This is a genomic window from Rossellomorea sp. LjRoot5 (genome assembly GCF_964253455.1).
Lineage (GTDB): Bacteria > Bacillota > Bacilli > Bacillales > Bacillaceae_B > Rossellomorea.
In genome coordinates, this window is the sequence record NZ_CAXUQN020000001.1 from 1,139,045 (window position 1) to 1,152,936 (window position 13,892).

Sequence of the window (13,892 nt, forward strand, 5' to 3'; positions counted from 1 at the left end):
CTTTTGGAACTAGACTGAAAAGGAGTCAAGATTTATGGGATACGTAGAAGAACTAAGGGAAATCGTGGGTCACAGGCCATTACTGTTTGTAGGTGCCGTTACGGTTATAGTGGATGAACTGGGAAGGATACTGCTTCAACAACGGACATTTCCGAAGGGTGTCTGGGGAATTGCGGGAGGACTAATGGAACTTGGAGAATCAACTGAAGGGGTTGCGAGAAGAGAAGTATATGAGGAAACGGGATTGAGAGTAAATGAACTACATTTAATCAATGTTTATTCAGGGCCGGAACATTATGTTAAGGCCGAAAATGGTGATGAGTTTTATGTCGTGACGGTGGCCTATTATTCGGAGGGGTATGAAGGGGAATTGAACATAGACCAGTCTGAATCGATTACATGTGAGTTTTTTTATCCAGATGAACTGCCAACCAATATGGTGAAAAGCCATAAAGTGATCTTGGATGAATTTTTGTCTAAACATTATCGAAAAGGTGTATAATCTTCGGTTTATGTTCAACTTAGCTGGTAAGTAACTGAGCAACACTTGATTGTAAATAAACATGGTCGTTCATCCAAAAAGGATAAACGGCTATTTTTGTTGAATTCCTTATGTAACAAGTTGCTCTGGATTGAGTGTGTAAAAACAAAAGGATTCAGAGTGTTTGAACACACAAAGGAGATGAAATCATGAAATTACTGCTCACATCGGCAGGCGTCAATAACAATAGCATACACGAAGCCCTGGTTGCCATGCTCGACAAACCAATCGCTGATTGCACTGCTCTGTGCATACCCACCGCCATGTACGGACACCCATGGGTCGGTCCCGGCGTCAGGACATGGGAGTTCATCAGCGGGAATTCAGAGAATCCCATGGTGGACCTCGGATGGAAGTCTGTCGGCGTGCTGGAACTCACAGCGCTGCCAAGCATCAACAGAGACCGATGGGTACCGCTTGTAAAAGAAACAGACGTCTTTCTTGTATCGGGCGGAGACGCTCTCTACTTAGCTCATTGGATGCAACAATCAGGACTTATAGATCTCTTGCCGTCGCTGAACGCAGTTTATGTGGGAATGAGCGCAGGGAGCATGGTGATGGCGCCTAACATTGGGGAAGATTTCGTTGGCTGGAAATCTCCGAACGGCGGGGATGCAGCGCTCGGAATGGTTGATTTTTCAATCTTCCCTCACCTGGATCATGAGATGCTGCCGGAAAATACGATGGCTGATGCAGAGAAATGGGCCGCCAGCATGAAGGGGCCGGCATATGCGATTGATGATCAGACTGCCATCACGGTGATCGATGGTGAAGTGGAAGTTGTTTCGGAGGGGAATTGGAGACTGTTTCCATAAAGGTAGTTCATCCCGAATGATTCAGGTAAAAGAGTCCTTACCTGGAAAGATGAAATGTATTATGAAGTAATCTATTACCCTAAACTAACCCCAAAAGAAGTGAGTAAAACACAGTTGATTCAAATGGCAGAGTCTTTTCAATAAAAAATTCCAGGTGGTTAAGCATAATGAAATGGAAAGCTTTTTTCAGCAGTCTATCGAAAGAATGTCAGTTCAAACCACCCGCAACTGAATCTGAGATAGTAGCAGTTAAAGATACTTTAGAAATTGAATTGCCAAGGAGACTTGCCCAATTATACAACGAGACGAATGGGGTCTACGGCGACTATGGGATTTCATTTATTTGGTCAACAGAACAGACGATCAGGGAAAACGTGTTTTGTAGAAATACCCATCAACAGAGTGATGTGAATTCTTTGTTATTTTTTGTCGACGCAGGCAATGGTGATTTATTTGGATATCTCATTGAAAACGGGAGAATACAGTCTGAGGATATTTACATATGGAACCACGAAAACGGAAGTCGAAGGGTAGTAGCAGTGTCTCTAGAAGAGTTTGTGGAAGGGTGGATTATGGGAGAACTGAGTGTTTAATTCACCGCAGTAGTAAGTGATACTTATTACTGATTTAAATTGTAAGCAGAACCGTAGAGGGAATAAGGGAGGTGTGAAGGAGTATTTACGAAAGTGCTGTAATAGAAATAGATGCAAAAGGGCCTGGTATGACTTTTTAGTAGCCAATCGAACTTTTGTGTCTTTTTTTTCGTTAGAATGAATGAGTTAATGTTCAAATAGCATTTTGCACAATTTAGAAGGAAGAATTGGAGGGGGGATGGAATACATTTAGTATGATATTTGACTTAGATCCGGTCCTGTTTCTATAAAAAGACTATAATGGGAGGAATGTGTATGGCAATCGTTTCAATTTATACTATTGGCAGGTTAGCTCACCCGTATGACCATCCGGCTTCTCGTGAATTTTATGACGTTGGACAAAGGGTGATGCGGCAGGCTTATGTAGCAGGACATCTAATCGAAGAGTTTTCATCAGACGGTGTTTCGGTACCTGAAGAAGGAGATGGAAGTGGTTACCCCGTCCTGACATTAACTGTATGGAATAGCCTGCAATCCTTATATCGCTTTACATATGCGGGAAAGCACAGTCAGGCACTGCGGAACAGGAACAAATGGATGGAGCCTGATGATGGGAAACATTCTTCGTATGTAGTCTGGTGGACAGAGAGGGTCAAGGATGTCTCATGGGAGGAGGCTTTTACGAGATACCAATATTATCTTGAACATCAAGCTACTCCTTTTGCGTTTGATTTAAAGAGAGCATTTGATGAGAGTGGAAAACCGTGTATTCTGAAGTGAAGATAACGAGAAATTCGGGAAGAAGGATGTTTCTATGCTGTTTATGATGATCGTCAAAGCCTCAAGAAACTCGGAAGCCGGAAATCCACCGAGCCCCGAGCTCATGGAAGCCATGACAAAGTACAATGAGGATTTAGTGGAAGCAGGCGTGCGGGTGATGGCGAAAGGACTCCATCCGAGCTCTGACGGTATTCGCATATCGTACCCGAAACCAGGTGGTGAACCGGTTGTAACCGAGGATCCATTTGAAGTCGGCGGGTTAGTGGCGGGGTTCTTTCTGATCGATGTGAAGTCAAGGGAAGAAGCTATCGAATGGGCCATGCGGGTGCCGGATCCTCAAGGATATGGGGAAGGACAGGTGGAATTGCGTCAAGTCTTCTAAGGAACGGAACAGATGTAAGTGAAAAAAAAGTAAGTATTAGCACGGTTATTTACAATTGAAAATTGGAGAATAGTGAATGGAAAATGGATGGTTATAAGAGAAATAGAAGAACCGAGGGGAAAGAGATCTAGTGAACATTGATTTATATAATAATGTAGTAAAACAAAAGGGAGCGATTTTAGATGATAAAAGGATTCGGAGGAATATTTTGGAGAACGAAAAACATGGATGCTCTAAAGAAATGGTACAGTGATGTGTTGAAAATTGAAATGGGAGATTGGAACGGAACCATGATTAAACCTGATCCGGAAAATGAAACGATCTTTTCTTTCTTTAAAGAAGATGACCCCTATTTCCCGACAGAACAGCAGGTCATGTTGAATTTTCAAGTACATGATCTTAACGAAACGATGGAACATCTTGAACGGGTGGGTGTACCCCTTACAAAGGAAAAAGAAGTGAGTAAATTTGGTCAGTTTATCTGGATTAAAGATCCTGAAGGCAGGCTGATCGAGCTTTGGGAGAAATAATGGTTGAAGTCATACGGTTAGGAGAGTCGGATCTTTATGGGGTTAACATCGTCACAGTGTCAGGCAATCGATTATTTTACAGCCTATGCACTGAAGCATAAATCGAATGCAAAGGCTACCATCCATCATGTCCTGAACATGTCCAATATTTCAGATGAAGTGTTTGCACGGGCAGTTCACCATATGAAAACTCACGCACAGATCGGTTTGCACTTCCATCCGGATCGACCGACTTCCACGATGAAGACCGTTGCCCAGTCCCTGCTCGAACTAGGGGAATACAAGAGCCAGTTCGAAACATTCATATCGAATGGGAAGGTGTCCCCCCATTTAGGTGGTGAACGGGATAGGTGGGAAGAGAGTATGTTTGGAGGAGCTTATCAATTGGACGGTACATTGATGAGTGAACGGCCAAAGTACGGGGCATTGAATCTCATGTTACATCCAGATGGACCTTCCCCCCGGTTCGGCTCATGCTATTTTTTGCTGAGCCCTAATGTATCATCCCGCTCTACTTATACATATTTGGACTCCCATCAAAACCCATTCGAAAAGGGGACGTATCAAGCATTTGATATGATCCACGCCGCGCTTTTGGAAGAAATATTCTTAAGAGATTTTGCACTTGGAGAGAAGGATTTGACTCCTGCAAAGCTCATTCATCATCTACTGAATAATCTTGAAAATGGCAGGAAAGGTAGCGTGGCGAATCGAAATTTGAATCATTATATAGAATCACAGATTCACGGGCCGATTTCTCTGAAAGAAGATGTGGAAGTGCTGGTTGCCGATCCATCTTTTAAGGACACAAATGTTGGTGAAACCCTTGAGCAAATGTGCTCCAGGTATTCCATCAATCTTAAATGGCATATGGGCTTTATCCTTCAAGTGGACGAGGTTCCTGCTGACTTTAGAGGAGCGTCCATGCCATCACTGGCAAAGCGGATCGCTTATAAAGACAGGATTGATGCCCACACAATCGGGTTAGCCGTCATGAATTTGAAACGAGATCCAGATTCCTGGAGTGATCGGGGTACTTATGAAGACGTGCTGCAGGAATTAAAGCTTTTATGGCATGTTTTGGTGAAGTACGGAAGACCAAAGGATCAGTAATAGAGGTGATTATAAGGTGAAAAAAACATCTGTGACTGCAGTAGCTTTAAGTATGATTTTAATCTGTATACTATTTAATGAATACTCTTTTTATCATGCCGAGCAGTCTTGTATCAAAATTGATAAAACTCCAATCGTAGAGAAGACCTTTCTATCTTTTCATTGGAGTGTATCTTGTAACTAAATCAGGTCTGGCCTTTATATTCTGGGGGCCAGTCCTTGCAAAGTGTATGGGGCGGAATTCTAGTAAAATCAGATGGGGAAATTCTTTAAAGATCATCGTGAGATACTGGCATATAAGGAAGGTACACTGAGATGGATCGTCTTCATAAATATTGCTTACCTATCCACACTGAAATTTTACTTTGCCTTTACTAACTGAAGTTCTTCCGCCTTCGCTAATACACATTTCTTTTCATCCGAACTCAATTCCACATATTCGGAATCATAGATCCAAAATACGGTATACAACTTATCTTCATACTCTACAATATCGCCGAGATTATATTTCATTTTCTCTCCTTGAAGAAGATCGATCCATTCTCAGTGAACAGTGTATATTTTACCATTACCTTGGAACTATTGATGTTTCATTGTTATTATTGAGAGACTATTCAGGTTGGTTTTCATCATGAAACCTCAGGCGTACGTTGAAATTTATCTGAAATTATTCTTCTAAGAATGTATGGAATCTACCCCTGCCAAATTTTTAGACCGGTCCATTCGGAAGGGGGAAACACACGTTTGCCTGTGATATAATGGAAGGACACAACATAATACGGAAGATGGGGTAGCGGCTCACACTCCCAAGTGAAGGGAGGTGATACGCTAATGATTGCTGTAGGAGATGTATTGCAAATTATGATTGCCTTTGGAACATTGATTGTAGCAATTGTCGCGGTTACACAAAAAAAGAAGTAACCATCGTCCCCACCGCTCATGAGGATCATTGATGATTACTTCTGTTTCGATTGACTCTAAGTGAGCCGCTGCACTTTCCATGCAGTTTATGTTGTGGAGGAGTCCTGATTGCCGTCAGGGCTCCTTTTTTAGTGTACTTAACTACTTTTATTATATACATAACTCCATTCGTTAGTAAAGAATAGTGAATAAATGGATCATCTTCCGTCAAGTATAAAATAAAGTATTGACAAAATTAACCTGTTTCGTATAGATTAATTGTAACATAACACTTACATTCCATGACGAGAACGAGTAGGTATGGAGTCTGTTCTACAGAGAGTTGACGATTTGGTGGAAGTCAACGTACAGATCATATTGAATATCCTCTCTGAGAAGCAAAGCTGAAGGTACTTTAAGCTTTGACGGGTTTCCGCCGTTACAAGGAACGCGTATGATTGTACGTTGAATGAGCGCTGTCACGTAAACTTGAAATCGAGTTTATGGGCAGAATCAGGGTGGTATCGCGGGTTACAAACTCGTCCCTAACTTAGGTTAGGGGCGGGTTTTTTTATTTATATAAAAGAAGGTGTGATGACATGGAGAAGGTCAATGTAAACGAAAAGTCGGTCGAAAGGGAGCAGCGGATCCAGGATTTCTGGAATTCGAATCATATTTTTGAAAAGTCGGTGGCCAACCGTGAAGGGGAAAAGACATTTGTGTTCTACGAAGGTCCCCCGACAGCCAATGGCCTGCCTCATGCCGGGCATGTCCTCGGGCGTGTGATCAAAGATTTCGTCGCCAGGTATCAGACAATGCGGGGGTATCAAGTGAAACGTAAGGCAGGCTGGGATACTCACGGCCTGCCGGTGGAGCTCGGTGTCGAAAAGAAAATTGGCGTCTCCGGAAAACAGGAAATCGAGGATTACGGTGTAGAGAAATTCATTGAAGAATGTAAAAAGAGTGTGTTCGATTATGAGAGACAGTGGCGTACATTCACTGAGGCAATCGGATACTGGGTGGATATGGACGATCCTTATGTGACCCTTCAAAATGATTATATCGAAAGTGTCTGGCACATCCTTTCGAAGATCCATGAGAAAGGTTTGCTCTATCAGGGGCATCGGGTCGTTCCGTACTGCCCGAGCTGTCAAACGTCCCTCAGTTCCCACGAGGTGGCTCAAGGATATAAGGATGTAAAAGATCTTTCTGCGACAGCTAAATTCAAGATAGAAGGAAAAGAAAATGAGTACTTTCTTGGATGGACGACGACACCTTGGACGCTTCCGTCAAATGTGGCTCTTGCCGTCCATGAAGACGTGGATTATGTGAAAGCGAGGCGCGGAGAAGAGACATATATCCTGGCGAAAAACCTTGCGAATGAGGTGTTGGGAGAAGACTTCGAAGTGATTAGTGAGCATAAAGGACGCGAATTTGTTGGCGTTTCCTATCAACCGCCATTCGATAATCTCACTCTTGGCCGAGGCCATGAAGTGATCTCGGCAGGGTTTGTGACCGACGACAGCGGGACCGGGATCGTTCATCTGGCGCCGGCTCACGGGGAAGATGATTACAATGCCATCAAAGATAGCGGATTGGATTTCGTGAATATCGTGGATGTGAAGGGTTGTTACACCAGTGATTTCAAACCTCTCCAAGGAGAATTCACTAAGGACAGTGATGTGAAGATCATCAAGATGCTGGCAGACAGCAACCTTCTTTTTGCCAAAGAAAAGTATGAACACAGCTATCCTCACTGCTGGCGCTGCGACTCACCACTCATCTACTACGCAATGGAAGGCTGGTTCATCAAAACAACGGCTGTGAAAGACACGATCATCAAGAACAACCAATCCGTCGAGTGGTACCCGGATCATATGAAGGAGGGCCGCTTCGGGAAATTCCTCGAAAATATGGTCGATTGGAACCTTGGAAGGAACCGTTACTGGGGAACACCGCTGAACGTCTGGGTTTGTGGGGGATGTGACCATCAATTTGTCCCGGGAAGCGTTCAGGAGCTAAAAGAACATGCGAAAAGCGGCTGGAGTGAGGGTCTTGAGCTTCATAAACCGTATGTCGACGAAGTGACCGTGGAATGTCCTTCCTGCTCTCATGAGATGAAGAGGACGAAAGAAGTCATCGATGTCTGGTTCGACAGTGGTTCGATGCCATTTGCCCAATATCATTATCCATTCGAGAATGAAGAGTTATTCCAACAACAGTTCCCTGCGGATGTAATCGCAGAAGGAGTGGACCAGACGAGGGGATGGTTCTACAGTCTGTTGACGGTTTCGTCACTTTTTACCGGAAAAGCGCCTTATAAGCGGGTCTTATCACTAGGGCATATCCTCGATGAAGACGGACGGAAAATGTCCAAAAGCAAAGGGAATGTCATGAATCCAATGGAACTCGTCGAGAAGTTTGGTGCCGATGCTCTCAGATGGGCATTGCTCGCAGACAGCGCCCCATGGAATAATAAGCGCTTCTCGGAAAACGTCGTCAGTCAGGCAAAATCAAAGCTTGTGGACACGCTGAATAACGTGCATTCCTTTTACACCCTGTATGCCGTGATCGATGGGTTCGATTCTGAAAAACACGGACCCGGAACTCCTTCTCTGCTTGATCAGTGGATGTTATCACGATTGAATTCTGTGATCACAAATGTAACGGAGCATTTAGATGGGTATGACTTTACTGCAGGAGCGAGAGAATTATCCATCCTGGTTGATCAGGTGAGTAACTGGTATATCCGTAGGTCACGTGAACGCTTCTGGAGTGAAGGATTGAATGAAGATAAACTGGCGGCGTACCATACGTTACATCGAGTATTGGTCAGTGTAAGCCGGTTACTGGCACCTTTCACGCCGTTCATCGCAGAAGATATCCATATGAACTTGACGGGTGAAAGCGTCCATCTGGCCGATTTTCCTAAAGCTGACGGAGATGAGATCAACCCAGCACTCGAAATGGAAATGGATCATGTGCTGCAAGTCGTCGAGCTTGCCCGGTCCGCCCGGAATATGACAAGCATCAAAACGAAGCAGCCCCTATCCGAGCTTACGGTGGTTGGCTCAAAACAGGATACAGAGCGACTCCAGAAGTATGAGTACATCATTAAAGATGAAATCAATGTGAAGAACGTCCAATTGCAGGACAATGCAGGGGATTCCGTACAGTATGAACTGAAACTGAATTTCCCGACTGCAGGTCCAAAACTCGGGAAGCTCGTTGGCGTCGCGCAAAAGCATTTACAAATGTTATCTTCCGAAGAAGCGAAGAAGGTTATAGAACAAGGATTTGTGGAATTTGAGTCTCCTAGCGGGGAGAACGTTTCGGTTGTGAAGGATGACATGATCGTTCATCAAAAAACACATCAAGGCTTGGAAATGGCTTCAAATTCTCAATTCAGCGTATTCCTGGATACAACCATCACAGAAGATCTGCGGAAAGAAGGGAAAGCCCGGGAACTTGTTCGCGCCGTTCAGCAGTACCGTAAAGAATTGAATCTGCCGGTGGAACTGCGTGTGGATCTTGTGTTGGATGTGGATGATGTGATGAAAGAGGTAGTGAAGCAATTTGAAGATTTACTGCAAGGCAGCCTCTTGATCAAGAGCATGACGTTTGAGAAAAGAGAAAGTATGAAGGCAGTTGATTTGGATGGAGATCGATTAGGGATCTTTGTAGGAGTGTAGTGCAACGAAGGGCTTACCCAAACCAGGGTGAGCCCTTTTCTAGTTAGAATTATCTTGAGTTAGTGGGGATAATTTGAAATAATTGGTAGGGAGGAGTGGTGGATATGCGAAAATCATGAATACCAAATTACATGAGTGTTTTGATGTCATTTTGATTTCTGAAGAAGTTGGATTGGAGAAGCCTGATCCACGCATATTCCAATTGGCGCTAAATAAGCTTCAAGTCCAGCCGGAAGACGCATTATTCGTCGGGGATGATCTGGAGAAGGATGTGGGTGGGCCACAAGGTGCTGGTCTTAAGGGTATATGGTCCAATCCAAGTGGAACGGAAAATGATTCTGATATAAAGCCAGATGACGAGATTCAATCGTTAGATGAACTGTTATATTATTTTACACCTAAACAATTATCTTGATGAGGAGGCACCGCCTTGAGTATTCAATACCAACAGTTTAGCACGTTACCCGAAGACCCTATCGTGAATGGAATTGTGACATTACATCAATCCGTATTTGGAAATTCGGACGACTTGATTAACAAAATGGCTCATAAGCCTGAAATACTAATAGATATGGCGATGGAAGATTCCAGAGTCATTGGATATAAAATAGGCTATGAACTGGACCCCGACACCTTTTACAGCTGGTTGGGCGGTGTAGATCCGGAATATCGAAAACAGGGCATTGCGGCAGAGTTGATGAAGCGGCAGCATCAAACCTTGAAGGAACGTGGTTATACGGTGGTGCAAACCAAAACGATGAATAAATGGCGCAGTATGCTGATTCTCAATATCAAAAATGGTTTTGATGTCATCGATACGTGTACAGATGAGAAAGGCTTGCATAAGATCATTCTGGAAAAGAAGTTATAGCAGAGCGGGGATTTTCTTGCAAAATATTTAACGCTGACTGCGTATAAAATCAAATCCTTCCTGCCCGCGATAGTCGCTCATTCACTCTGGAATTTATATACGGTGCAGCTGGTTCTATATTTTTAAAAACTTGTAAGAAAAAGACAGGTAGGATATTCATCTTACCTGTCTTTATATGAAGAGTGCTAACTTCTAATTATATCCCTGTTCCCCATAGGGCTGCATTTTCTCCAACCACTTTTCCTCTAGCTCAGCCAGAGCTTCTTTTTCAGTAACGAATGGATCATCATTCTTTTTCAATTTCTCCAGCAGCTCAAAGGTAAAAGTATCTTTCCCGAACTGGTTCCAGTCGGATTGTAACGCTTTGCTGGTGGTGAATCCGTTGTTCTCAAGCATGAACTTAATCCCGTTTAGGGTCTTCAGGTTCTTCGTGCTTCCGATATAGATTTTATTGTTTTGCTTGTTTGTGATTTGAAAGACACCAGCTTCAACCGGTGTTTCTTTATACTGTTGTTTTAACTCCCGTTTTCGTTCCATGGTTCTGACCTCCCGTTTATTTTTTCACCCAATACTTGCTGCCGTCAGGTTTCCGGTCCAGTAAGCCGTATTCAATCATGTATCTTCTGATGAGGGCGTAATCGTCATAGATTACTTTAAGTATTTGATTCAATTCTTTTTCATCGTACATATCGTCTTTCTTCAATTGTTTTGAAATCTGACGAAGGACGACCAGCCTTTGCTTTTCCTTAGGGGGGAATTTCGTCAATGCCCCGTTGGAGAAATACTTCTTCAATATTTTATCCTGTTCGTCCTGAGTGATGTTGTACCGTTCGTCTACCATGGTGGCGGTTTTATGAACGGGTACAAACGTCGGGGCGTTCTCATCTTTTTCTTTCAGTAATTCCATCATGGTCAGGAAGGTCTTGGCCTGACGCTCCTTTTCTTTTAATGCAAAGCGGTGATGACGGATGGTGGAGGCACTTCCGATTTCCATTTCTTCCTGAATGTCCTTATCGTTTTTCCCTTGGTAAAAAAGGGTCAGTAAACGTTTCTGATGATCGGTAAGCCCCGTTAGCTTTTTATCCATCCCGATCAAATAATCAAATACAGATGTGTGCGCCTTTTCAATATGAACAGCCATATATTTTTCGGCCAGGTAAAATTGATTTTCGTATGGATAGACCATGCCTTTTTCAAGGGTCTCTCCGCACATAAGGCAAATACATGCATCATCTTCTTCAATATAGCCTCTCTTCATTTCTTCCAAAGAGGCGCTCCAAAATAGGTTGGAAAGTTCCATTTCTTCACACGTCCTATTTAAACTTAATTTAATTTTGTTTGTTTATTTATAAACATATTATATTTTTGTTTGTTAAATGTCAAACGGATTTCTGAATTCAACTTGCATTTTTCCTCTATATAAAGGAGATTGATCTATAAGAATAGAATCTATCCTTACAAGATTCATCCACTGGAGGTCATAAACATGAAAGAACATATCGTCGACGTCATCAATCAAATCGAAATCGATCACTTTGTGAAAATTTTATTTGCCTGCGAATCGGGCAGCAGGGCATGGGGCTTTCCCTCTAAAGACAGTGACTATGACGTCCGCTTCCTTTATATCCATAAACCAGACTGGTATTTGTCCATCGATCAGAAAAGGGATGTGATCGAAGTTCTGGCGGGAGATTCCGTCTCGCTTCCGATTGATCCGCTGTTGGATATGAGCGGCTGGGAGCTGACGAAGGCACTGAGATTATTCAGGAAATCGAATCCGCCTCTTCTCGAGTGGCTCCAATCAAACATTGTATACTACCACTCTTATTCCACCATTGATCAAATGAGGGAACTGGAGCAGAAGATCTTTTCCCCCGTTTCCTGTATGCATCATTATTTAAGTATGGCGAAGGGGAATTTCCGGGATTATGTTCAGGGAAAGGAAGTAAGGGTTAAAAAGTATTTGAATGTACTTCGTCCCCTGCTGGCTGCCAAATGGATTGAGAAATATGATTCGATCCCACCGATTGAATTTCAAGAGCTGGTTGAAGAACTGGTGGCTGCGGGAGAATGGAAAGATTCGATCGCAAACTTGTTAGAACGGAAGAGAGCGGGAGAAGATATATTTGTTGAAACGAGGATCGATACCATCAATGAGTCTCTTTATAAAGAAATCGAACATTTGGAAGCATATGCGAAGTCGTTAAAAAAACAGATTTCTGATCCAACTTCTGAATTGGACATGTTGTTCAGGGGTACATTGAGGGAAGTGTGGGATGAAGAGTGGATGGAGTTGGGACATCGGGGTTAGGTGAAGATTATTAAGTGGCCGATAAAGGACAGTGTTTGGTTGAAAATGTTGTAAAATCATAGTTTAATAGAGCAAAAGGCTCAAGAGTACGTTCAGACTAAAGAGTTCCAACCTTGCTCATGGGGTTGGAGCTCTTCTTTGGTCGTAATTATCATGAAGAGAGAGGGGGAGAGGAATTAATTGCGTCATTTTCGGCGATGATTGCGTCATTTTAAGATTTATTGCGTCATTTTTTCGTTAATTGCGTCATTTTTAAATTTATTGCGTTTTTTCCAAATATTCCCTCACTCCCTTTACTAACGACGTCCTGCTCCCTTCTCACTACCCCGATTAAGCCAATACATAAGAAAAAACCCGAGTGTAAATCCACCACTCAATGTCAGGATCAAAGTCATCTCATAATCGCCAAGCAGGAATAAGAACAAGAATATAATGATCCCGACTATGAATGGAAAGTACCAGCGATTCATATCTTCACCACCTAACAAAACGTTTTTTAACGAAAAATAACCAAGCGACTGCACCTATTGCCACTTGGTGAATAATAAATTACCGGATTAACTTCAACAATTCCTCATTGCACTTTTCTTTCTCATCATAAACCAGTCTGTGTCCGCTCTCCTCGAATGGAATCAATGAAGAATCCTTAATGTGTTTGTGGAGTTCGACAGAGAAATCAAAATCACACGTCTGATCATGTTTGCCATGCATGAGAAGCGTTGGGACGCCAATGTCACTCAGTTCCTTTCGAAGGTCTTCATCCCTCAAAGATTTGGCGCAAGCGATGGTTGCGTGGGCAGAGGCTTCGAGAGCGAGTCCATCAAACCATGCGGAGAGATCATCAGAAACGTCAGAGTGGAAGGAGTCAGTGCCAATATCAGCTAATGTTGCCGGTCGGTCATTTTCAATGTCTCGTATGAGCATATCTACTTCTTCTTTTTTTATTCCATAGGGGAAATCGTCCCTCTGGGTGAAAAGCGGTGCAGCTGGTCCCATTAAGATCAATCTTTTTAAGCTGTCTGTCGCAAATGTCGTTGCATAACGGATCGCAATGGGTCCACCCATCGAGAAGCCTGCAAGAAAAAAGCTTTCCAAATTCAGTTCTTTGACGACTGCATGGATATCCTTTGCAAGAGTAGTATAATCATATCCATGAACAGGTTTGTCTGATTGACCGTGCCCTCTTAAGTCCACTCCAATAAAACGGTAACCTTTTTGAGGTAATTCGTTCATTTGATATTCAAACATTTTATGATTCAGCGGCCATCCGTGGATAAACACGATCGGCTGCCCTTTTCCGATATCTTCTACAAATAATGAAACGTATGGCTCTACTTCAACGAATCGACCCATTTATCTTGCAC

At 43.0% G+C, this 13,892-nt stretch carries 16 protein-coding genes, 1 pseudogene and 1 other annotated feature; of the genes and pseudogenes, 12 read left to right on the plus strand and 5 right to left on the minus strand.

All coding sequences use genetic code 11. The features are described 5' to 3' along the window. Positions 1 to 34: 34 nt before the first annotated feature. From ACSQ2E_RS05765 to ACSQ2E_RS05795, 7 genes are all read left to right on the plus strand, one after another. On the plus strand, positions 35 to 502 hold the full coding sequence (locus ACSQ2E_RS05765) for an NUDIX hydrolase (protein WP_435989665.1): 468 nt from the start codon (positions 35 to 37) through the stop codon (positions 500 to 502). A gap of 188 nt (positions 503 to 690) precedes the next feature. Further along, positions 691 to 1,356 (plus strand): Type 1 glutamine amidotransferase-like domain-containing protein, encoded by a 666-nt coding sequence (locus tag ACSQ2E_RS05770; RefSeq protein WP_435989666.1) that lies wholly within the window; start codon positions 691 to 693, stop codon positions 1,354 to 1,356. 167 nt (positions 1,357 to 1,523) lie between these two features. After that, complete coding sequence (locus ACSQ2E_RS05775; RefSeq protein ID WP_435989667.1) at positions 1,524 to 1,949, plus strand: SMI1/KNR4 family protein; 426 nt, start codon at positions 1,524 to 1,526, stop codon at positions 1,947 to 1,949. 315 nt (positions 1,950 to 2,264) lie between these two features. Continuing rightward, the gene (locus ACSQ2E_RS05780) at positions 2,265 to 2,729 is read left to right on the plus strand and encodes a DUF3291 domain-containing protein (RefSeq protein WP_435989668.1); all 465 of its coding nucleotides are present in this window, start codon (positions 2,265 to 2,267) and stop codon (positions 2,727 to 2,729) included. Between the two features lie 34 nt (positions 2,730 to 2,763). Then, positions 2,764 to 3,111: a YciI family protein gene (locus tag ACSQ2E_RS05785; protein WP_435989669.1), complete on the plus strand. Its 348-nt coding sequence runs from the start codon at positions 2,764 to 2,766 to the stop codon at positions 3,109 to 3,111. A gap of 182 nt (positions 3,112 to 3,293) precedes the next feature. Then, positions 3,294 to 3,641: a VOC family protein gene (locus ACSQ2E_RS05790; RefSeq protein ID WP_435989670.1), complete on the plus strand. Its 348-nt coding sequence runs from the start codon at positions 3,294 to 3,296 to the stop codon at positions 3,639 to 3,641. Positions 3,642 to 3,677: 36 nt separating this feature from the next. Further along, positions 3,678 to 4,754, plus strand: coding sequence for a DUF3626 domain-containing protein (locus tag ACSQ2E_RS05795; protein ID WP_435989671.1), 1,077 nt, complete (start codon positions 3,678 to 3,680; stop codon positions 4,752 to 4,754). A gap of 360 nt (positions 4,755 to 5,114) precedes the next feature. Here the strand turns inward: ACSQ2E_RS05795 and ACSQ2E_RS05800 are convergent, their stop codons facing one another. Beyond that, the gene (locus tag ACSQ2E_RS05800) at positions 5,115 to 5,267 is read right to left on the minus strand and encodes a hypothetical protein (protein ID WP_435989672.1); all 153 of its coding nucleotides are present in this window, start codon (positions 5,265 to 5,267) and stop codon (positions 5,115 to 5,117) included. Between the two features lie 318 nt (positions 5,268 to 5,585). Here ACSQ2E_RS05800 and ACSQ2E_RS05805 point away from each other — a divergent pair, with 318 nt between their 5' ends. From ACSQ2E_RS05805 to ACSQ2E_RS05820, 4 genes and pseudogenes are all read left to right on the plus strand, one after another. Beyond that, the gene (locus tag ACSQ2E_RS05805) at positions 5,586 to 5,675 is read left to right on the plus strand and encodes a putative holin-like toxin (protein ID WP_219927342.1); all 90 of its coding nucleotides are present in this window, start codon (positions 5,586 to 5,588) and stop codon (positions 5,673 to 5,675) included. A gap of 272 nt (positions 5,676 to 5,947) precedes the next feature. Further along, positions 5,948 to 6,204, plus strand: a binding site (T-box leader). A 49-nt stretch (positions 6,205 to 6,253) separates the two neighbouring features. Beyond that, complete coding sequence (gene ileS, locus ACSQ2E_RS05810; RefSeq protein WP_435989673.1) at positions 6,254 to 9,346, plus strand: isoleucine--tRNA ligase; 3,093 nt, start codon at positions 6,254 to 6,256, stop codon at positions 9,344 to 9,346. 106 nt (positions 9,347 to 9,452) lie between these two features. Further along, positions 9,453 to 9,761, plus strand: a pseudogene (locus ACSQ2E_RS05815) (HAD family hydrolase); the annotation flags it as partial. Positions 9,762 to 9,776: 15 nt separating this feature from the next. Beyond that, entirely contained in the window at positions 9,777 to 10,217 is a 441-nt protein-coding gene (locus ACSQ2E_RS05820; RefSeq protein WP_435989674.1) for a GNAT family N-acetyltransferase, read from the plus strand. A gap of 192 nt (positions 10,218 to 10,409) precedes the next feature. Here the strand turns inward: ACSQ2E_RS05820 and ACSQ2E_RS05825 are convergent, their stop codons facing one another. Beyond that, complete coding sequence (locus tag ACSQ2E_RS05825; RefSeq protein ID WP_435989675.1) at positions 10,410 to 10,754, minus strand: GIY-YIG nuclease family protein; 345 nt, start codon at positions 10,752 to 10,754, stop codon at positions 10,410 to 10,412. Positions 10,755 to 10,770: 16 nt separating this feature from the next. After that, positions 10,771 to 11,517 carry a DUF2087 domain-containing protein gene (locus ACSQ2E_RS05830; RefSeq protein ID WP_435989676.1) on the minus strand — a complete coding sequence of 249 codons (747 nt, stop codon included), beginning with the start codon at positions 11,515 to 11,517 and terminating at the stop codon, positions 10,771 to 10,773. Positions 11,518 to 11,703: 186 nt separating this feature from the next. Between ACSQ2E_RS05830 and ACSQ2E_RS05835 the strand changes: the two genes are divergently transcribed. Then, on the plus strand, positions 11,704 to 12,528 hold the full coding sequence (locus ACSQ2E_RS05835) for a nucleotidyltransferase domain-containing protein (RefSeq protein ID WP_435989677.1): 825 nt from the start codon (positions 11,704 to 11,706) through the stop codon (positions 12,526 to 12,528). Between the two features lie 296 nt (positions 12,529 to 12,824). On the opposite strand, the gene ACSQ2E_RS05840 is transcribed toward ACSQ2E_RS05835, so the two are convergent. Together ACSQ2E_RS05840 and ACSQ2E_RS05845 are read right to left on the minus strand one after the other, a co-directional pair. Next, complete coding sequence (locus ACSQ2E_RS05840; RefSeq protein WP_435989678.1) at positions 12,825 to 12,998, minus strand: hypothetical protein; 174 nt, start codon at positions 12,996 to 12,998, stop codon at positions 12,825 to 12,827. Positions 12,999 to 13,077: 79 nt separating this feature from the next. After that, entirely contained in the window at positions 13,078 to 13,881 is an 804-nt protein-coding gene (locus ACSQ2E_RS05845; protein ID WP_435989679.1) for an alpha/beta fold hydrolase, read from the minus strand. Positions 13,882 to 13,892 lie beyond the last annotated feature (11 nt).

Excerpts from the sequence above, each read along its gene's own strand:
- ACSQ2E_RS05780 (WP_435989668.1), top strand. The coding sequence starts at position 2,265 with ATGGCAATCGTTTCAATTTATACTATTGGCAGGTTAGCTCACCCGTAT.
- ACSQ2E_RS05765 (WP_435989665.1), top strand. The coding sequence starts at position 35 with ATGGGATACGTAGAAGAACTAAGGGAAATCGTGGGTCACAGGCCATTA.
- ACSQ2E_RS05825 (WP_435989675.1), bottom strand. The coding sequence starts at position 10,754 with ATGGAACGAAAACGGGAGTTAAAACAACAGTATAAAGAAACACCGGTT.
- ACSQ2E_RS05795 (WP_435989671.1), top strand. The coding sequence starts at position 3,678 with ATGGGGTTAACATCGTCACAGTGTCAGGCAATCGATTATTTTACAGCC.
- ACSQ2E_RS05785 (WP_435989669.1), top strand. The coding sequence starts at position 2,764 with ATGCTGTTTATGATGATCGTCAAAGCCTCAAGAAACTCGGAAGCCGGA.
- ileS (WP_435989673.1), top strand. The coding sequence starts at position 6,254 with ATGGAGAAGGTCAATGTAAACGAAAAGTCGGTCGAAAGGGAGCAGCGG.
- ACSQ2E_RS05800 (WP_435989672.1), bottom strand. The coding sequence starts at position 5,267 with ATGAAATATAATCTCGGCGATATTGTAGAGTATGAAGATAAGTTGTAT.
- ACSQ2E_RS05830 (WP_435989676.1), bottom strand. The coding sequence starts at position 11,517 with ATGGAACTTTCCAACCTATTTTGGAGCGCCTCTTTGGAAGAAATGAAG.
- ACSQ2E_RS05840 (WP_435989678.1), bottom strand. The coding sequence starts at position 12,998 with ATGAATCGCTGGTACTTTCCATTCATAGTCGGGATCATTATATTCTTG.
- ACSQ2E_RS05845 (WP_435989679.1), bottom strand. The coding sequence starts at position 13,881 with ATGGGTCGATTCGTTGAAGTAGAGCCATACGTTTCATTATTTGTAGAA.
- ACSQ2E_RS05835 (WP_435989677.1), top strand. The coding sequence starts at position 11,704 with ATGAAAGAACATATCGTCGACGTCATCAATCAAATCGAAATCGATCAC.
- ACSQ2E_RS05775 (WP_435989667.1), top strand. The coding sequence starts at position 1,524 with ATGAAATGGAAAGCTTTTTTCAGCAGTCTATCGAAAGAATGTCAGTTC.
- ACSQ2E_RS05805 (WP_219927342.1), top strand. The coding sequence starts at position 5,586 with ATGATTGCTGTAGGAGATGTATTGCAAATTATGATTGCCTTTGGAACA.
- ACSQ2E_RS05790 (WP_435989670.1), top strand. The coding sequence starts at position 3,294 with ATGATAAAAGGATTCGGAGGAATATTTTGGAGAACGAAAAACATGGAT.
- ACSQ2E_RS05770 (WP_435989666.1), top strand. The coding sequence starts at position 691 with ATGAAATTACTGCTCACATCGGCAGGCGTCAATAACAATAGCATACAC.